Source organism: Pectobacterium polonicum, assembly GCF_005497185.1.
Taxonomy (GTDB): Bacteria; Pseudomonadota; Gammaproteobacteria; order Enterobacterales; family Enterobacteriaceae; genus Pectobacterium; species Pectobacterium polonicum.
Genome location: NZ_RJTN01000003.1, coordinates 228,533 through 246,841, shown reverse-complemented (window position 1 = coordinate 246,841; position 18,309 = coordinate 228,533). Strand labels below are relative to the sequence as shown.

The following is an 18,309-nucleotide window of genomic DNA, read 5'->3' as shown; positions in this document are numbered from 1 at the left end:
GACCTGCTGGCGCAAATAGTGTCAGAGCGTACTAACCCATACTGGGGAGTCTATGCAGTTTCATATTATTTTGGTTGAGCCCGCTCGGGCAGAGAACGTAGGGGCGGCAGCCCGTGCGATGAAGACGATGGGATTTAGCAGTTTACGTATTGTCGGCAGTACGGCACACCAAGAGCCTGCCGCACGCTGGGTGGCACATGGTTCGGGAGATATTCTGGATAACGTAGAGGTCTTTTCCACGCTGGCTGATGCACTGGCAGATGTTGATTTTACGGTTGCGACCACTGCGCGCAGCCGGGCTAAATTTCGCTATTACTGCACGCCAGCCGAACTGACAGACCTATTGCAGGAGAAGATCCAATGGATGACGTCTGCGGCGTTGGTGTTCGGCCGGGAAGATACGGGCCTAACGAATGAAGAGCTGGAATTGGCGGATGTGTTAACTGGCGTGCCTATGAAAGCGGATTATCCCTCGCTGAATCTTGGTCAGGCAGTGATGGTGTTTTGTTACCAGTTGGCCGCGCTCATGCAGGTCAAACCGGATGCCGTGCAGCCCGCGGCGGCGGGCCAATTGTCGGCGTTGCACGATCGTCTGGATCGGTTACTGGTCAATTTGGCGGTTGAGGACGATGAAAAACTGCGGGACTGGCTGCATCAGCGATTGGGGCGTTTAGAGCAGCGCGATACGGCGATGCTCCATCGGTTGCTACACGATATTGAAAAAAGGTTGCCGAAATAAGATAGCAAGGATGACTTTCTTGGCAGTCGAACATATTGAAACGTGTATTTTGGCAATGGTTTGTCTGGCGTATTTCTGTTTCAGTAGTGGGTTTAGCGGTAGGCGTTTTTCATTCGACGAGAAGAAAAAAAAGAAATCCGTTGACTTCAAAGGGCGATTGGCCTAACTAATAGGGCAGATAACTCTACTTTTAATGAGATTCGATTTTAGCATGCGCACTATCAGCCTGATCACCACGATTATTACCATCACCGATACAACCAGTAACGGTGCGGGCTGACGCATACCAAGATTCCAGAAAAAGCCCGCACCGAACAGTGCGGGCTTTTTTTTTATGGCAGGTTATCCCTCAACGCCGTTTGTAAGCGGCATATAAAAAACGCTTTCGGCGTTTGGTTGGCAGAAATTCAGGAGAACAGATAAAAATGCGAGTGTTGAAATTTGGCGGGACTTCAGTAGCGAATGCGGAGCGCTTTGCCCGCGTTGCTGACATTATCGAAAACAACGCGCGCCAGGGACAGGTGGCTACCGTATTATCCGCGCCGGCGAAAATTACCAACCATCTGGTTGCCATGATTGAGAAAACCGTCGCCGGACAAGATATCCTGCCGCATTTAAATGACGCCGAAACGATCTTTTCTTCTCTGCTGCAGGGTCTTGCCGCATCCCAACCCGGCTTTGACCACGCCCGCCTGAAGGCATTCGTGGATCAGGAGTTTGCACAGCTGAAACACGTTCTGCACGGCATCGCGCTGCTGGGTCAGTGCCCTGATAGTGTGAATGCTGCGATTATCTGCCGGGGAGAAAAACTGTCCATCGCCATCATGGAAGCGGTCTTTCAGGCGCGCGGCTACGGCGTTTCCGTCATCAATCCGGTCGAGAAACTGCTGGCGCAGGGACACTATCTTGAATCCACCGTGGATATCACTGAATCGACTCGCCGCATTGCTGAAAGCGCCATCCCGAAAGATCATGTGATCCTGATGGCGGGCTTTACTGCTGGTAACGACAAAGGCGAACTGGTGGTGCTGGGCCGTAATGGTTCTGATTATTCTGCTGCGGTGCTGGCTGCGTGTTTGCGTGCCGACTGTTGTGAGATTTGGACTGACGTGGACGGCGTTTATACTTGCGATCCGCGTCAGGTGCCGGACGCTCGATTATTGAAATCGATGTCCTATCAGGAGGCGATGGAGCTGTCCTATTTCGGCGCCAAAGTCCTCCACCCTCGCACCATCGCTCCCATCGCTCAGTTTCAGATTCCCTGCCTTATCAAAAACACCGAAAATCCTCAGGCTCCCGGCACGCTCATCGGCATGGACAGCACGGATACCCAGTATCCAGTGAAAGGCATTACCAACCTGAACAACATGGCGATGGTTAACGTATCCGGCCCTGGCATGAAAGGCATGGTCGGCATGGCAGCGCGCGTGTTTGCCGCGATGTCGCGCGCGGGAATCTCTGTTGTTCTGATTACGCAGTCATCTTCCGAGTACAGCATCAGCTTCTGCGTATCGCAAAACGAGCTGGCGCGCGCCAGAAAAACGCTGGAAGACGAATTCTATCTGGAACTGAAAGAAGGCGTGCTGGAGCCGCTAGATGTGATGGAGCGTCTGGCGATCATCTCTGTGGTGGGCGATGGTATGCGCACGCTGCGTGGCCTGTCTGCCCGCCTGTTCTCGGCGCTGGCGACGGCAAATATCAATATCGTGGCTATCGCACAGGGCTCGTCTGAGCGCTCCATCTCCGTTGTCGTGAACAACGACGTCGCCACCACTGGCGTACGTGTTGCCCACCAGATGCTGTTTAACACCGATCAGGTGATCGACGTGTTTGTTATCGGCGTTGGCGGCGTGGGTGGTGCACTGCTGGAGCAGATCCACCGCCAGCAGCCGTGGCTGAAAGACAAGCATATCGACCTGCGCGTGTGTGGCATCGCCAACTCCAAAGCGATGCTGACCAATATTAACGGCATTTCGATGGACAACTGGCACGAAGAGCTGGGTAAAGCCCGCGAGCCGTTTAATCTGGGCCGTCTGATCCGTCTGGTTAAAGAGTACCATCTGCTGAACCCGGTGATCGTTGACTGTACGTCGAATCAGGCCGTGGCCGATCAGTACGTGGATTTCCTGGCCGACGGTTTCCACGTGGTGACGCCAAACAAGAAAGCCAACACCGGGTCGATGCATTATTATCACCAACTGCGTAGCGCCGCGGCGAAATCCCGCCGTCGTTTCCTGTATGACACTAACGTCGGAGCAGGCCTGCCGGTGATTGAGAACCTGCAAAATCTGTTGAATGCGGGTGATGAACTGATTCGCTTTACCGGAATTCTCTCTGGCTCGCTATCCTTTATTTTCGGTAAACTCGATGAAGGCATGTCGCTGTCTGAAGCGACCACGCAGGCGAAAGAAAAAGGCTATACCGAACCCGATCCGCGTGACGATCTGTCCGGTATGGATGTGGCACGTAAGCTGCTGATTCTAGCTCGTGAAGCGGGTTATCAGCTGGAGCTGGGCGATATTGAGGTGGAATCCGTTCTGCCTGCCAGCTTTGATGCGTCCGGCGATGTCGCCAGCTTTATGCAGCGCCTGCCGACGGCAGACGATGAGTTTGCCAGCCGTGTTGCACAAGCGCGCGATGAAGGTAAAGTGTTGCGCTATATCGGCGTGATTGAAGAAGGCCGCTGTAAGGTCAAGATCAGTGCCGTTGGCGGCAACGATCCGCTGTTTAAAGTCAAAGATGGCGAGAATGCGCTGGCATTCTACAGCCGTTATTATCAGCCACTGCCGCTCGTGTTGCGCGGTTATGGCGCGGGTAACGATGTTACCGCTGCTGGTGTGTTCGCCGATCTGCTGCGCACCTTGTCATGGAAGTTGGGAGCATAATTATGGTTAAGGTATATGCACCTGCATCAATCGGTAACGTCAGCGTCGGGTTTGATGTACTGGGTGCGGCCGTCTCGCCGGTAGACGGTTCACTGCTGGGGGATTGCGTCTCTGTTGAGGCCGCAGACCTGTTCAGCCTGCGTAATGAAGGGCGTTTTGTTAGCAAGCTGCCGGACAACCCGAAAGAAAACATTGTGTATCAATGTTGGGAACTGTTCTGTCAGGAAATTGGCAAAACCGTGCCGGTGGCGATGACGCTCGAAAAGAACATGCCGATTGGTTCAGGGCTCGGTTCCAGCGCCTGTTCTGTCGTCGCTGGGCTGATGGCGATGAACGAATTTTGCGGTAAACCGCTGGACGATAACCGTCTGCTGACGCTGATGGGTGAGCTGGAAGGGCGCATTTCCGGCAGCGTCCACTACGATAACGTTGCCCCGTGTTTTCTCGGCGGTGTCCAACTGATGCTGGAAGAAAACGGCATCATCAGCCAGCCTGTGCCGTCGTTCGATGACTGGCTGTGGGTCATGGCGTATCCGGGGATTAAAGTCTCCACTGCTGAAGCGCGCGCGATTCTGCCTGCGCAATATCGTCGTCAGGATTGCATCAGCCACGGTCGTTATCTGGCCGGTTTTATCCACGCTTGCCATACTGGACAGGCCGAACTGGCGGCGAAGCTGATGAAGGATGTCATCGCGGAACCTTATCGGACGAAACTGCTGCCTGGATTTGCCGCTGCACGCCAGGCGGCTGAAGATATCGGGGCGCTGGCCTGCGGTATTTCCGGTTCTGGCCCAACGTTATTCTCCGTCTGCAACGATATGGCGAGCGCACAGCGTCTGGCCGACTGGCTGCGGGATAACTATTTGCAGAACGATGAAGGTTTTGTTCATATTTGCCGTCTTGATACGACTGGCGCACGACAACTGGGATAACGCATGAAACTGTACAACCTTAAAGATCATAACGAGCAGGTCAGTTTTGCTCAGGCTATCAAGCAAGGGCTGGGTAGCCAGCAAGGGCTGTTCTTCCCGCTGGAACTGCCGGAATTTGAGCGCACTGAAATCGATGCTCTGTTGGATCTGGATTTTGTGACCCGCAGCAGCCGCATTCTGTCTGCCTATATCGGTGATGAAATTGCGACCGAAACGGTGTTTGAGCGTGTAAAAGCGGCCTTTGCATTCCCGGCTCCTGTGGCGCCAGTTGCGGAAGATATCGCTGCGCTGGAGCTGTTCCACGGCCCGACGCTGGCCTTTAAAGACTTCGGCGGCCGCTTTATGGCGCAAATGCTGACGGAAGTGTCTGGCGACGAGAAAATTACCATTCTGACGGCGACCTCTGGCGACACCGGTGCCGCTGTGGCGCACGCCTTTTACGGTCTGGAAAATGTCCGTGTCGTGATTTTGTATCCGCAGGGCAAGATCAGTCCGTTGCAGGAAAAACTGTTCTGTACGCTGGGTGGCAACATTCACACCATCGCTATCGATAGCGATTTCGATGCCTGTCAGGCGTTGGTGAAAAAGGCGTTTGATGATGAAGAACTGAAAAAGGCGATTGGCCTGAACTCAGCGAACTCCATCAACATCAGCCGCCTGCTAGCGCAAATTTGCTACTACTTTGAAGCCGTTGCACAACTGCCGCAGGAAGCCCGTAACCAACTGGTGGTTTCTGTACCGAGTGGTAACTTTGGCGATCTGACCGCCGGTCTGCTGGCAAAATCGCTGGGTCTGCCGATTAAGCGCTTCATCGCGGCGACTAACGCCAATGACACCGTGCCACGCTTCCTGAGCAATGGTAACTGGGAACCGCATAAAACGGTGGCAACGCTATCCAACGCGATGGACGTCAGCCAGCCGAACAACTGGCCGCGCGTGGAAGAGCTGTTCCGCCGTAAGAACTGGCAGTTGAAAACGCTGGGCTTTGGCGCAGTGAGCGATGAGACCACGAAAGAAACCATGCATGAGCTGGATGCGTTAGGCTATCTCTCTGAGCCGCATGCTGCGATTGCTTACCGTCTGCTGCGCGATCAACTGCAAGCGGGTGAGTTCGGTCTGTTCCTGGGGACGGCGCACCCGGCGAAATTCAAGGAAAGCGTGGAAGACATTCTGGGCAAAGAACTGGATCTGCCGGAAGCACTGGCTGAGCGTGCCGATCTGGATCTGCTGTCGCACAACTTCCCGGATGATTTCGCGAAGCTGCGTGAATTCCTGATGTCGCTGCCGGAATAAATCGATTGAAAGGGCGGAATACTCCGCCCTGTTTCCCTTCTCTTGTTTACTGTTCGTGACGCTTAAACACCAGCTCGTCACTCGACGAGTCCGCTGCCTCGAAGAAGTAACCTTCCAGATTAAATGCTTTCAACTGCTCCGGCTGCGTCAGGCGGTTTTGAATAATGAAACGACTCATCAGACCGCGTGCTTTCTTGGCGTAGAAACTGATTACCTTGAACTTACCGTTTTTCTCATCCAGGAAGACGGGCTTGATCAAACGAGCATTGAGCTTTTTCGGTTTAACAGCTTTGAAATATTCGTCCGATGCCAGATTAACCAGCACATCATCGCCTTGATCGCGCAACGCCTGATTCAGCTTTTCAGTAATGGTGTCGCCCCAGAAACTGTAGAGGTCTTTACCGACGTTGTTTTCCAGCTTGGTGCCCATTTCCAGCCGATACGGCTGCATCAAATCCAGTGGGCGCAACACGCCGTATAGACCCGACAGCATACGCAGATGCTGCTGGGCGAAATCAAAGTCATCTTCGCTGAAATCTTCTGCGGCCAATCCGGTATAGACGTCGCCTTTAAACGCCAGCAGCGCCTGGCGCGCATTCTCCGGCGTGAAATCCGGCTGCCACTCGTTAAAGCGGCCCGCGTTCAGGTCTGCCAATTTATCGCTGATGCTCATCAGTGAGGCGATCTGCGCTGGCGTCAGCTTTTTACACACGTTAATTAACTGGCTGGAATAGTTCAGGAGTTCCGGTTGGGTGTAACGCGTTGTTGCCAACGGACTGGTGTAGTCGAGCGTTTTTGCGGGTGAAATAGTAATAAGCATGCGCCATGTCCTGTCGGTCTGATTTTTGATGCGTCTACTATAGCAAGAACCTGATAAGAAAACGGCGATGGCTACAATAGCTTCATCTTTTAAGACGCTTCATTTTTCCGGCACGCTGATTTCAGCGTGGTAAGAGGCGGGCAGTGTGGAGAGGATTAACAGTCGGCTTGCACGGTAAAACGCGCGTGTTATTATCAGATTTCGGCGCAAAACAGATGGCCACCTGATTACATAACAAGTCGATTCATATACGAGCTATTTTCATTCACGAGCACCACGTATAAACAACGAGACATGCCAACATGACGGATAAACTGACTTCCCTACGCCAATTGACCACAGTTGTAGCTGATACCGGTGATATTGCGGCAATGAAACTGTACCAACCGCAAGACGCGACCACCAACCCTTCACTGATTTTGAATGCGGCGCAAATTCCTGAATACCGTAAGCTCATCGACGAGGCTATTGCCTGGGCGCGCGAGCAGAGCAGCGATCGTAAACAGCAGGTCGTGGATGCCACGGATAAACTGGCGGTCAATATCGGTCTCGAAATTTTAAAATTGATCCCCGGCCGCATCTCCACCGAAGTGGATGCGCGTTTGTCTTATGACACCGAAGCCAGCGTGGCGAAGGCAAAACACCTGATCAAGCTGTACAACGACGCAGGCATCAGCAACGAGCGTATCCTGATTAAACTGGCCTCAACCTGGCAGGGTATCCGCGCGGCGGAGCAACTGGAAAAAGAAGGCATCAACTGTAACCTGACGCTGCTGTTCTCCTTTGCACAGGCACGCGCTTGTGCTGAAGCGGGTGTGTTCCTGATTTCCCCGTTCGTTGGCCGTATTCTTGACTGGTACAAAGCCAATGGCGATAAGAAAGACTTCGCGCCGCATGAAGATCCGGGCGTGGTTTCCGTTAGCGAAATCTACGACTACTACAAAGAGCACGGCTATGAAACCGTCGTGATGGGCGCGAGCTTCCGTAACGTCGGTGAGATTCTGGAACTGGCCGGGTGTGACCGCCTGACGATTGCACCAGCCCTGCTGAAGGAACTGTCAGAAAGCGAAGGTGAAGTGGTTCGTAAGCTGTCTTATGTCGGTGAGGTGAAAGTTCGCCCTGCGAAAATGACAGAAGCTGAGTTCTACTGGCAGCACAACCAAGACCCAATGGCGATTGATAAACTGGCCGACGGTATTCGTAAGTTTGCGATCGACCAGGAAAAACTGGAAAAAATGATTGCAGATTTACTGTAAGCATTGTGCGAATAAAAATAGCCGGGAAATCCCGGCTATTTTTTTGTCTGTGGTTTGGCGTTGCTGTGGGGAGAAACCTATCTCGCCGTGACGTTACGCGTTTTCTTCGCGATATAAAGATTATCATCGGCGCGCTTCATGACCTCGCTTAAATCTTCCCCTGCGGTATGGTATTCAACCAGTCCGATGCTCACCGTTAGCCTGATTTTTCCTGAGGCTGTATCACAAGGCGTGTCGCTAATTCGCTCTCTGGCTCGATCGACGATCGTGTAAGCATCGTCTAATCCGGTATTCGGTAAAACAATAGCGAATTCATCGCCGCCAATTCGGCCAAAAATATCTTCACGGCGAAATGATTTCTTGAAGGTGTCGGCAACGAATCTCAATGCATCATCGCCGACGCTATGACCGAAGCTGTCATTCACCAGTTTAAAATGGTCGATATCGATCAGCATGACACTAACGGGTCGCTTGGTCAGATTGGCGATACTGAAGGCTTTATTCGTGGCTAGAAAGAACGCATCCCGCCGTAAATAACCAGTCAGATCGTCATACCGTGCGATAATCGGCAGTTCTATCAGGTATTTTTTCGCCAGAAGTGACAGCAGGCTGCCTAGAATAGCGAAAAGCAGTACGCTACCAACAATAATGAGGATTGATGACAGGGAAGATAGCGTCTGGATAAATGATGGCTGTGGTGTTTCCGATGTTGTCCTTATCCAAATGCCCAGAAGTTCATCGGTCGGTGACAGAATAGGGAAAATAATCGTCAGCGTGTCTTTACCTGCATAGTCACCAATAGAGGGCAATTTGTTTTGGCAGGTTCGGATCACGGCCATATCGTTGAAAGTGAGATCGGAAGAAGAAAGCTTATTTATGCATTCGCTACGTGAATTTCGAGTGTTAAAGGCTAATGTTCTGGTTCTTGATGACAAATAAGTGCCGGATTGCCGGGTCATATCGCTTTCTGTTACTTCACCTCTGTTGCTGTAGGAACCGTAGGTTTTGATTGCGGTATCGAGATTGGTTCGTTCTGCTTTCCAGGTCGATTTATTGGCTTCATGCATAATAACGATGGTGAAGATAAAAGAAATCGCCCCGAATAGGAAAAATGCGTATGTCGGATGGGCAAAAAGTTTAAGTATCTTATACTTAAGGTCATTCATGGCGACTTCCTTGATAAGGCTTTTTTACTTATTGTGATACTAAAGAAGTGCTTTAATTTTATCATATTATTTGATTTTTCGTGATGGTCTGTCGTGGCGGATATCATCCTTTTTCTCTTTAATATATCGGCCTATTTCATTGGCTCTTAATGGGTAAGCGATTTTTTTTATTCGTCTGCTATTTTAAAATTTTAATTTCTTCACGGTATTATTAAGTTAAGTGATTTTATTTGTTTTTTTTGAGACGGCAATTAATAACCATTATCAAATGGTGTATCACTCAGGGTGTGAAATAACGGATGTGGTATGAATTTTTTTATAAGCGCTAATTCTTTGATAAAAGCGTTCACTATCCTGATAAAATTTATTTTTTGTTTAAATTGAGGTGCTTATGAACGTACTGCGTATTGGTTTAGTCTCCGTATCCGATCGTGCTTCCAGCGGAATTTATCAGGATAAAGGTATCCCAGAACTGGAATCCTGGCTCCGCAGTGCTCTGGCGACGCCTTTTGACGTGGAAACTCGGCTAGTGCCGGATGAACAGTCGATGATTGAACAAACGCTATGTGAGCTGGTTGATGAACGCGGCTGCCATCTGGTACTGACGACCGGGGGAACGGGGCCGGCGCGTCGTGATGTTACGCCGGATGCCACGCTGGCCGTTGCCGATCGAGAAATGCCAGGGTTTGGCGAGCAAATGCGGCAGATCAGCCTGCGTTTCGTGCCTACCGCAATCCTCTCTCGTCAGGTAGGGGTGCTACGTAAACAGGCGCTGATTCTCAATTTGCCAGGGCAACCTAAAGCGATTAAGGAAACGCTGGAAGGTTTAAAAGATGCCGATGGTAAGGTGATTGTGGCCGGTATTTTTGCCAGCGTACCGTATTGTATCCAACTGCTGGAAGGTCCCTATATTGAAACCAATGTGGATGTGGTAGCAGCTTTTCGCCCTAAAAATGCGGTGCGCGAAATAAAAGACTGAAGTTAGGCGATTTGAAACATAAGATTCAGCTTTGCTGGTGTATAAAAATTTTGCCGCTATAGTAATTTCTACTTTACACACTGCGGTGATGTTTTTTTCACTCTGGCAATGCACGGTAATTTATGACTCAGAATCAACACGCCCATCCTCGTCGGCTGAACCGACAGGACTATAAAACGCTGTCTCTGGCTGCGCTGGGTGGCGCGCTAGAGTTTTATGATTTTATTATTTTCGTCTTCTTTGCTGCCGTGATTGGCGATCTCTTCTTCCCGCCAGATATTCCAGAATGGCTGCGCCAGGTACAGACGTTCGGTATCTTTGCTGCTGGCTATCTGGCTCGCCCGCTGGGGGGCATCATCATGGCCCACTTTGGCGATAAGAGTGGACGCAAGAAAATGTTCAGCCTGAGCATATTACTGATGGCGTTACCCACGTTGGCAATGGGTCTGCTACCGACCTATGAAGCCATCGGTATGGCGGCTCCGCTTTTACTGCTTTTTATGCGTGTACTGCAAGGCGCAGCAATTGGTGGGGAAGTTCCCGGCGCATGGGTCTTCGTTGCAGAGCATGTGCCTCGCGCCCGCATTGGATTTGCCTGTGGTACGTTGACCGCCGGGCTGACGATGGGGATTTTGCTGGGTTCGCTGATCGCGACGCTGTTGAATACGGTGCTGACGCCAGAGCAGATGTCGGGCGGCGGCTGGCGTCTGCCGTTCTTCATCGGCGGGGTATTTGGCCTTGTGGCGATGTATCTGCGCCGCTGGTTACAAGAAACGCCCATTTTTATGGAAATGCAGGCGCAGAAAAAGCTGGCGGAAGAGCTGCCGCTGAAATCGGTTGTCTTAAATCATAAACGCGCGGTTGTGGTGTCAATGTTGCTGACCTGGCTGCTGTCTGCGTGCATCGTCGTTGTTATTCTGATGGCACCGACCTATCTGCAAAAAGTCCACGGTATATCGGCTGCGCTGGCATTGCAGGCAAACTGTCTGGCAACGATCGCGCTGATGGTCGGTTGTGTCAGTGCTGGGCTGCTGGTGGATCGTTTTGGTGCCAGCAAGCTGTTTATTGTGGGTAGCCTGTCGTTGGCCGCATGTAGCTGGTTCTTTTATAGCTCGGCAGCAAGCAGCACGACGCTACTCTTTGTCAGCTATGCGATTGTGGGGCTCAGCGTGGGCGTGGTGGGCGGCGTGCCTTATGTCATGGTGCGGGCATTTCCGGCGGCGGTGCGGTTCTCTGGGCTTTCTTTTTCCTACAACGTGTCCTATGCCATTTTCGGTGGCCTGACGCCCGTCTTTGTCACGCTGATCATGAAGGCGACGCCGATGGCACCGGCATTCTATGTCTTGACGCTGGCTGCGGTGGGATTACTGTTGGGCGTTTATTTGCAGCGCGATTTGGATGCTGATTCGCGTTCTTCGGCAGATAGCGACGCGGGCGATCGGTCGCCTGTTGAAATTTAAGCACAGGTTATCTTTGTAAAAAAACAAACGAGCCCTGCCAGGTTGGCAGGGCTCGTTGCTATTTAACGCGGGCTACTATCTCTAGACCGGCGTCTATCTCTATTGCGCCAGAACTTAGTGGGACGCGCCACGAGCACCAATCGGCAGCACGGTGCGACCAAATTTCTCGTTCAGCACTTCAGCCATTGCCAGATAAATGGCGCTTGCGCCACAGATGATGCCTTCGTAACCCGCGAAGGTCAGCAGGGCGTGGTTGCCGGTAAAGTTACCCACAGCCAGCAGAGCAAACAGCACGGTCAGGCTGCCGAAGACAAATTGCAGTGCGCGGTTGGTACCGAAGGTGCCGAAGAACATAAACAGTGTGAAGACGCCCCACAGGCCAAGGAATACGCCAAGGAACTGAGCGTCGCTGGCTTCCGCCAGACCCATTTTCGGCAGTACAAGAATGGCAACCAGCGTCAGCCAGAATGCGCCATAAGACGTAAACGCCGTCACGCCAAACGTATTCCCTTTTTTATATTCCAACAGGCCAGCCAGAATTTGGGCAATACCGCCGTAGAAGATACCCATGCTGAGAATGATGGAAGAAAGTGGGAAAAAGCCTGCGTTGTGCAGGTTCAACAGAATAGTGGTCATCCCGAAGCCCATCAGTCCTAATGGACCAGGATTTGCCAACGTGTTCGTGCTCATAAATCCTCTGCAATAACAGATTATTAATAGTCCCTTCGCGTCGGGCGCGGCATTAAGGTTAGCGAATGCGCCAATCACGTTGGGATAGGTGTCGTTTAGGTGTTATTGCCCGCCATTGTGTAGGGATATGTCCCCATTTTTGCGGCGAGCGCGGCATCATATCGGGCGTTTGGAATGGACACAACATCGGGAAGGCAGAATAGTTTGATCGTAAGAGGGATAAAGGCCATTTTTTTTCATCTTCCCCCCTTGATGATAGAAATGTTGGCCCCATCTTATTTCCAACCGAAACAGTTTGACCTGCCGCAAAGGCGTGTGTCGGGCCGTTACATCGGTAGTTAGCATGAAAATGAAACGTGTGCTGCTGATGAAAAACGAGGGTGTGTCGCTAGAAAACGAGAAATCTTGTTGAAAAACGACATTTCGCCCGCACAGTAGGTAGTAGGTTTAACCACCACACCGAATATGACTTTTTAGTGGAGATGTTTAGATGGGTAAGATTATTGGTATCGACCTGGGTACAACCAACTCTTGTGTCGCGATTATTGACGGTACGCAGGTAAAAGTACTGGAAAATAGCGAAGGCGATCGCACCACGCCTTCAATCATTGCTTATACGCAAGACGGTGAAACTTTGGTTGGCCAACCGGCTAAACGTCAGGCAGTGACCAACCCAAAAAATACACTGTTTGCCATCAAGCGTCTGATTGGCCGTCGTTTTAAAGACGAAGAAGTTCAGCGCGATGCCAACATCATGCCGTATAAAATTATCGCGGCGGATAATGGCGATGCATGGCTGGAAGTGAAAGATCAGAAAATGGCTCCGCCGCAGATTTCAGCTGAAGTGCTGAAAAAAATGAAGAAAACGGCGGAAGACTATCTGGGAGAGACCATCTCCGAAGCGGTCATCACCGTGCCCGCCTACTTCAACGATGCACAGCGTCAGGCAACGAAAGATGCTGGCCGTATCGCGGGTCTTGAAGTCAAACGTATCATCAACGAACCGACAGCCGCAGCGCTGGCATACGGCTTGGATAAAGAAGTCGGTAACCGCACTATCGCGGTTTATGACCTGGGCGGCGGTACGTTCGATATTTCTATCATCGAAATTGATGAAGTTGATGGCGAAAAAACGTTTGAAGTGCTGGCAACCAACGGTGATACCCACCTGGGTGGTGAAGACTTCGATAGCCGCATGATCAACTATCTGGTTGACGAATTTAAGAAAGAGCAAGGTTTCGACCTGCGTAACGATCCGCTGGCAATGCAGCGTCTGAAAGAAGCGGCAGAAAAAGCCAAGATCGAGCTGTCTTCTGCACAGCAGACCGACGTTAATCTGCCGTACATCACGGCTGACGCTACCGGTCCTAAGCACCTGAACATCAAAGTGACGCGTGCGAAACTGGAATCTCTGGTCGAAGAACTGGTGAACCGTTCTCTGGAACCGCTGAAAGTGGCATTGCAGGATGCTGGCCTGTCCGTTTCTGAAATTCAGGACGTGATTCTGGTTGGCGGTCAGACGCGTATGCCTCTGGTACAGAAGAAAGTCGCTGACTTCTTCGGTAAAGAGCCACGTAAAGATGTGAACCCGGACGAAGCGGTTGCCATCGGTGCTGCGGTTCAAGGCGGTGTGTTGTCTGGTGACGTGAAAGACGTTCTGCTGCTGGACGTAAGCCCGCTGTCTCTGGGTATCGAAACCATGGGCGGCGTGATGACCGCGCTGATCGCTAAGAACACCACGATCCCGACGAAACACAGTCAGGTGTTCTCTACGGCGGAAGACAACCAGTCTGCGGTAACGATTCACGTTCTGCAGGGTGAGCGTAAGCGCGCGCATGACAATAAATCCTTGGGTCAATTTAACCTGGATGGTATTCAGGCTGCACCGCGCGGTATGCCGCAGATCGAAGTCACTTTTGACATCGATGCTGACGGTATCCTGCACGTTTCCGCAAAAGACAAAAACAGCGGTCGTGAGCAGAAAATCACCATCAAGGCATCTTCTGGTCTGAATGAAGAAGAAATTCAGAAAATGGTACGCGATGCAGAAGCCAACGCTGAAGCTGACCGTAAGTTTGAAGAGCTGGTTCAGGCACGTAACCAGGGCGATCACCTGCTGCACAGCACGCGTAAGCAGCTGGAAGAAGTGGGCGATAAACTGGCCGCTGATGACAAAACTGCCATTGACGACGCACTGAAAGCGCTGGAAAGCGCGCTGAAAGGCGAAGATAAAGCAGAAATCGAAGCGAAAATTCAGGCGCTGGTTCAGGTTTCCGGCAAGCTGCTGGAAGCGTCTCAGCCACAGCCTGGTGCTGAAGGTGGCGCTGATGATGCCTCCGCTCGTCGCGACGACGATGTCGTTGATGCTGAGTTTGAAGAAGTAAAAGACAAAAAGTAATCGCCCTTGAGCGGGCGCAGTAGCAGCCACAAGGCTATTGCTGGCAATCAGCACGGGCGTCGAGGAAACTCTGCGCCCGTGCACGCATGTTGAGGGGCAGGAAAAGAAATGGCGAAGCAAGATTATTACGAAAGCCTGGGCGTTGCTAAAAGCGCGGATGAGCGTGAAATAAAGAAAGCGTACAAGCGTCTGGCGATGAAGTACCACCCGGATCGTAATCCTGGTGATAGCGAGGCAGAAGCCAAGTTTAAAGAGATCAAAGAAGCCTACGAGATCCTTATCGATTCGCAAAAACGCGCAGCCTACGATCAGTATGGTCACGCGGCGTTTGAGCAAGGCGGTATGGGCGGAGGCGGCGGTGGTTTTGGCGGCGGCGGTGCTGATTTTGGTGATATTTTTGGCGACGTATTCGGGGACATCTTTGGCGGTGGCCGTCGTCAGCGCGCCAGCCGTGGCTCCGATTTACGCTACAACATGGAGTTGACGCTGGAAGAAGCGGTACGTGGCGTCACCAAAGAGATCCGTATTCCGGCGCTGGAAGAGTGTGATGTGTGCCACGGCAACGGTGCGAAGCCGGGTAGCTCGCCGGTCACCTGTCCAACCTGTCATGGTAACGGTCAGGTACAGATGCGCCAGGGGTTCTTTACCGTGCAGCAGGCGTGTCCGCACTGTCATGGTCGCGGTAAGATCATTAAAGATCCGTGCGTCAAATGTCACGGTCATGGTCGCGTAGAGAAGAGCAAAACGCTGTCGGTGAAAATTCCGGCGGGTGTGGACACAGGCGATCGTATCCGCTTGTCTGGCGAGGGTGAAGCAGGCGAGCACGGCGCACCGTCAGGTGATTTGTATGTTCAGGTGCAGGTTAAAGCGCACCCGATCTTCCAGCGTGAAGAAAACAATCTGTACTGCGAAGTGCCGATCAACTTTGCGATGGCAGCATTAGGCGGCGAGATTGAAGTGCCGACGCTGGATGGCCGCGTGAAGCTGAAAGTACCTGCGGAAACGCAAACCGGAAAACTGTTCCGTATGCGCGGCAAAGGTGTGAAATCGGTTCGCGGCGGTGCACAGGGAGATCTGCTGTGCCGCGTGGTGGTGGAAACGCCGGTTAATCTGAACGAGCGCCAGAGACAACTGCTGCAAGAACTCGATGAGAGCTTCGGTGGCCCGTCTGGCGAAAGAAACAGCCCACGCTCGAAAAACTTTTTCGATGGCGTGAAGAAATTTTTCGACGACTTGACCCGTTAATAGTTTGTCGTTAACGCGTAACAGAAAGACCGGTGGGGTAAACCTGCCGGTTTTTTATGACGGTATCCTCATCCGTCACCCTGCTGCCATTGCTGCACAACGTTGAAAAACGCTCCTGACGTTTTTTACGCCTCTTTCTAAGTATCCATATCCTCAATTCAATAGGTCGATTTTTTCGATCTTTAAGCCAGTTTTAATCTACTTTTAACGAGTGATTGGATTGCGTAATCTTGCCAGCAAGAAAGCGAATGCTGGGTATTGACGTTCGTGCCTGATGGGAGATTAAGTCAATGATAACAATGATTCGCCGCTTTATTCGATTGGATGCGGCAGCTGGCGTGATGCTAATGATGGCAACGGTGTTGGCGATCGCGTTTGCCAATTGGTCTGTGACTGCTGCTGGCTATCAACAATTCCTGATGATGCCAGTGGAAATGCGGTTTGGCGCACTGGAAATCAATAAGAACCTGCTGCTGTGGATTAATGATGGCTTGATGGCGATTTTTTTCCTGCTGATCGGTCTGGAAGTAAAACGCGAGTTAGTCGAAGGCACATTAGCCAGTCGTCAGCAGGCAATGTTGCCATTGGCTGCTGCGGTAGGTGGAATGGTTTTTCCCGCTTTGCTCTTTCTGCTTTTTAATGCGAATGATGAGGTGACGCGTGCTGGCTGGGCGATACCCGCTGCGACAGATATCGCGTTCGCCATTGGGGTACTGACGCTATTGGGCAAACGCGTTCCCGCAGGGTTAAAAGTCTTCCTGCTGGCGCTGGCGATCATTGACGATCTGGGGGCGATCCTGATTATTGCCCTGTTTTATACGCAGCAGATCTTCTGGCCTGCGCTGGGGGGCGCGGTATTGGCGATTGCTGTGCTGGCCTATATGAACCAGCAGCAGGTTAGGAAAACGTCCGCCTATTTATTGGTGGGGATCGTTCTGTGGGTCTGCATTTTGAAATGTGGCGTTCATGCGACGCTGGCTGGGGTGATCGTCGGGTTCTTTATTCCTTTGCGGACGTCAGGCGAGCAGCCTTCTCCGGCAATCACGCTGGAGCATGGCTTACAAACGTGGGTCGCGTTTCTGATTATTCCACTGTTTGCCTTCGCTAACGCAGGCATTGTGCTACAGGGGATTGTGCTGGAAAAACTGTTTTCCCCGTTGAGCCTCGGTATTGCTGCCGGGCTGCTGATCGGTAAACCGCTGGGCATTACCTTGTTCAGTTGGCTAACCATCCGGCTGGGCTATGCGCGTCTGCCTGTTGGTGTGCACTTTAACCAGATTGTGGCGGTCTCTATGCTGTGTGGCATCGGCTTTACTATGTCGATATTTATTACGCTGCTGGCATTCTCTGGCGGTGATGAGGAGTTGATTACCTACGCCAAGCTGGGGATCTTGCTGGCGTCAGGACTGGCAGCGTTGCTTGGTTATCTGGCATTACGCGTGGTGTTGCCAGGGCTGGACAAGGTGGTTCAGCCGTGTAAGGGTTGATGCGATGCTAGAGGCGCGAAGAGGAGGAGGGTGTGTCTCATTTGAATTTTAACCATCTCTATTATTTCTGGCAGGTTTATAAGTCTGGCTCCGTTGCCGGTGCGGCAGAAACGCTGTTTTTAACCCCGCAGACCATTACCGGGCAAATTAAATGTCTGGAAGAGCGTTTACAGGGCAAACTTTTCAAGCGCAAAGGGAGAGGGCTGGAACCGACGGAGCTGGGGCAACTGGTTTTTCGCTATGCGGATAGCATGTTCCAGCTCAGCCAGGAAATGTTGGATATTGTGAACTACCGCAAAGAATCGAACCTGCTATTCGACGTTGGCGTGGCAGATGCGTTGTCCAAACGGCTGGTAAGCAGAGTGCTGGAAACGGTGGTGACGGAACAGGAACATATTCATTTGCGCTGTTTTGAGTCGACGCATGAGATGTTGTTGGAGCAGTTGAGTCAGCATAAGTTGGACATGATTCTGTCGGATTGTCCGGTGGATTCGACGCAGCAGGAAGGGCTGTTTTCACTCAAGCTAGGTGAATGTGGCGTGAGCTTTTATTGTAAGCGCCCACAGCCTGAACACGCTTTCCCAGCCTGTCTTGAACAACGTAAATTATTGATTCCAGGGCGTAGAACCATGCTGGGACGGAAGCTATTGAATTGGTTTACGGCGCAGAATATTCAGGCGGATATTTTGGGTGAGTTTGATGATGCGGCGCTGATGACGGCGTTTGGTATTAATAACGATGCGATTTTCGTTGCGCCGTCGCTGTATGCTAATGAAATCTACCAGCAGGGGGATATCGTCGAGATTGGTAGGATCGAGAACATCCAGGACGAGTATTATGCGATTTTTGCGGCCAGAATGATTCAGCACCCCGCGGTACAGCGTGTCTGTAACGCTGATTTCACCGCGCTTTTCCGCGATAGAACAGCAAGTCTATAACGGGACGATGCATAGCACTTG

At 51.7% G+C, this 18,309-nt stretch carries 15 protein-coding genes and 1 other annotated feature; of the genes, 12 read left to right on the top strand and 3 right to left on the bottom strand.

The features are described from left to right. Nucleotides 1-52 precede the first annotated feature (52 nt). The 5 genes from EDI29_RS05730 (at nucleotide 53) to thrC (ending at nucleotide 5,849) form a co-directional block, all read left to right on the top strand. Nucleotides 53-739, top strand: a complete 687-nt coding sequence (locus EDI29_RS05730; RefSeq protein ID WP_137740105.1) for a tRNA/rRNA methyltransferase — start codon at nucleotides 53-55, stop codon at nucleotides 737-739. 193 nt (nucleotides 740-932) lie between these two features. Then, the gene (gene thrL, locus EDI29_RS23195) at nucleotides 933-1,019 is read left to right on the top strand and encodes a thr operon leader peptide (RefSeq protein ID WP_071531141.1); all 87 of its coding nucleotides are present in this window, start codon (nucleotides 933-935) and stop codon (nucleotides 1,017-1,019) included. After that, nucleotides 958-1,073: a sequence feature (Thr leader region), on the top strand. It overlaps the preceding gene by 62 nt. Before the next feature lie 91 nt (nucleotides 1,074-1,164). Further along, complete coding sequence (gene thrA / locus EDI29_RS05720) at nucleotides 1,165-3,624, top strand: bifunctional aspartate kinase/homoserine dehydrogenase I (protein WP_137740104.1); 2,460 nt, start codon at nucleotides 1,165-1,167, stop codon at nucleotides 3,622-3,624. Between the two features lie 2 nt (nucleotides 3,625-3,626). Then, nucleotides 3,627-4,556: a homoserine kinase gene (gene thrB / locus EDI29_RS05715; RefSeq protein WP_137740103.1), complete on the top strand. Its 930-nt coding sequence runs from the start codon at nucleotides 3,627-3,629 to the stop codon at nucleotides 4,554-4,556. 3 nt (nucleotides 4,557-4,559) lie between these two features. Further along, a complete protein-coding gene (thrC, locus tag EDI29_RS05710; RefSeq protein ID WP_010300498.1) occupies nucleotides 4,560-5,849 on the top strand; it encodes a threonine synthase in 1,290 nt (429 codons plus the stop codon). A 46-nt stretch (nucleotides 5,850-5,895) separates the two neighbouring features. Here thrC and yaaA read toward each other — a convergent pair whose 3' ends face one another. Further along, the gene (yaaA, locus tag EDI29_RS05705) at nucleotides 5,896-6,669 is read right to left on the bottom strand and encodes a peroxide stress protein YaaA (protein WP_137740102.1); all 774 of its coding nucleotides are present in this window, start codon (nucleotides 6,667-6,669) and stop codon (nucleotides 5,896-5,898) included. A gap of 302 nt (nucleotides 6,670-6,971) precedes the next feature. Here yaaA and tal point away from each other — a divergent pair, with 302 nt between their 5' ends. Beyond that, nucleotides 6,972-7,925: a transaldolase gene (gene tal / locus EDI29_RS05700; protein ID WP_107169209.1), complete on the top strand. Its 954-nt coding sequence runs from the start codon at nucleotides 6,972-6,974 to the stop codon at nucleotides 7,923-7,925. Nucleotides 7,926-8,002: 77 nt separating this feature from the next. Here the strand turns inward: tal and EDI29_RS05695 are convergent, their stop codons facing one another. Then, nucleotides 8,003-9,091, bottom strand: coding sequence for a GGDEF domain-containing protein (locus tag EDI29_RS05695; RefSeq protein WP_137740101.1), 1,089 nt, complete (start codon nucleotides 9,089-9,091; stop codon nucleotides 8,003-8,005). Nucleotides 9,092-9,482: 391 nt separating this feature from the next. On the opposite strand from EDI29_RS05695, the gene mog reads away from it, so the two are divergent. Both mog and EDI29_RS05685 read left to right on the top strand, forming a co-directional pair. Next, complete coding sequence (gene mog, locus EDI29_RS05690; protein ID WP_137740100.1) at nucleotides 9,483-10,070, top strand: molybdopterin adenylyltransferase; 588 nt, start codon at nucleotides 9,483-9,485, stop codon at nucleotides 10,068-10,070. A 122-nt stretch (nucleotides 10,071-10,192) separates the two neighbouring features. Then, complete coding sequence (locus EDI29_RS05685; RefSeq protein ID WP_137740099.1) at nucleotides 10,193-11,530, top strand: MFS transporter; 1,338 nt, start codon at nucleotides 10,193-10,195, stop codon at nucleotides 11,528-11,530. Nucleotides 11,531-11,644: 114 nt separating this feature from the next. On the opposite strand, the gene satP is transcribed toward EDI29_RS05685, so the two are convergent. Continuing rightward, on the bottom strand, nucleotides 11,645-12,220 hold the full coding sequence (satP, locus tag EDI29_RS05680) for an acetate uptake transporter (RefSeq protein ID WP_005973207.1): 576 nt from the start codon (nucleotides 12,218-12,220) through the stop codon (nucleotides 11,645-11,647). A gap of 490 nt (nucleotides 12,221-12,710) precedes the next feature. On the opposite strand from satP, the gene dnaK reads away from it, so the two are divergent. From dnaK to nhaR, 4 genes are all read left to right on the top strand, one after another. Continuing rightward, on the top strand, nucleotides 12,711-14,618 hold the full coding sequence (dnaK, locus tag EDI29_RS05675; RefSeq protein WP_137740098.1) for a molecular chaperone DnaK: 1,908 nt from the start codon (nucleotides 12,711-12,713) through the stop codon (nucleotides 14,616-14,618). A gap of 108 nt (nucleotides 14,619-14,726) precedes the next feature. Next, complete coding sequence (dnaJ, locus tag EDI29_RS05670) at nucleotides 14,727-15,863, top strand: molecular chaperone DnaJ (RefSeq protein ID WP_014701502.1); 1,137 nt, start codon at nucleotides 14,727-14,729, stop codon at nucleotides 15,861-15,863. 290 nt (nucleotides 15,864-16,153) lie between these two features. Continuing rightward, nucleotides 16,154-17,350 (top strand): Na+/H+ antiporter NhaA, encoded by a 1,197-nt coding sequence (nhaA, locus tag EDI29_RS05665; protein WP_137740097.1) that lies wholly within the window; start codon nucleotides 16,154-16,156, stop codon nucleotides 17,348-17,350. 32 nt (nucleotides 17,351-17,382) lie between these two features. Next, complete coding sequence (gene nhaR / locus EDI29_RS05660; protein WP_107169203.1) at nucleotides 17,383-18,288, top strand: transcriptional activator NhaR; 906 nt, start codon at nucleotides 17,383-17,385, stop codon at nucleotides 18,286-18,288. The last annotated feature ends 21 nt before the right edge of the window (nucleotides 18,289-18,309 follow it).

Coding starts and splice junctions, on each gene's coding strand:
- EDI29_RS05730 (WP_137740105.1), top strand. CDS start 53: ATGCAGTTTCATATTATTTTGGTTGAGCCCGCTCGGGCAGAGAACGTA.
- thrL (WP_071531141.1), top strand. CDS start 933: ATGAGATTCGATTTTAGCATGCGCACTATCAGCCTGATCACCACGATT.
- thrA (WP_137740104.1), top strand. CDS start 1,165: ATGCGAGTGTTGAAATTTGGCGGGACTTCAGTAGCGAATGCGGAGCGC.
- thrB (WP_137740103.1), top strand. CDS start 3,627: ATGGTTAAGGTATATGCACCTGCATCAATCGGTAACGTCAGCGTCGGG.
- thrC (WP_010300498.1), top strand. CDS start 4,560: ATGAAACTGTACAACCTTAAAGATCATAACGAGCAGGTCAGTTTTGCT.
- yaaA (WP_137740102.1), bottom strand. CDS start 6,669: ATGCTTATTACTATTTCACCCGCAAAAACGCTCGACTACACCAGTCCG.
- tal (WP_107169209.1), top strand. CDS start 6,972: ATGACGGATAAACTGACTTCCCTACGCCAATTGACCACAGTTGTAGCT.
- EDI29_RS05695 (WP_137740101.1), bottom strand. CDS start 9,091: ATGAATGACCTTAAGTATAAGATACTTAAACTTTTTGCCCATCCGACA.
- mog (WP_137740100.1), top strand. CDS start 9,483: ATGAACGTACTGCGTATTGGTTTAGTCTCCGTATCCGATCGTGCTTCC.
- EDI29_RS05685 (WP_137740099.1), top strand. CDS start 10,193: ATGACTCAGAATCAACACGCCCATCCTCGTCGGCTGAACCGACAGGAC.
- satP (WP_005973207.1), bottom strand. CDS start 12,220: ATGAGCACGAACACGTTGGCAAATCCTGGTCCATTAGGACTGATGGGC.
- dnaK (WP_137740098.1), top strand. CDS start 12,711: ATGGGTAAGATTATTGGTATCGACCTGGGTACAACCAACTCTTGTGTC.
- dnaJ (WP_014701502.1), top strand. CDS start 14,727: ATGGCGAAGCAAGATTATTACGAAAGCCTGGGCGTTGCTAAAAGCGCG.
- nhaA (WP_137740097.1), top strand. CDS start 16,154: ATGATAACAATGATTCGCCGCTTTATTCGATTGGATGCGGCAGCTGGC.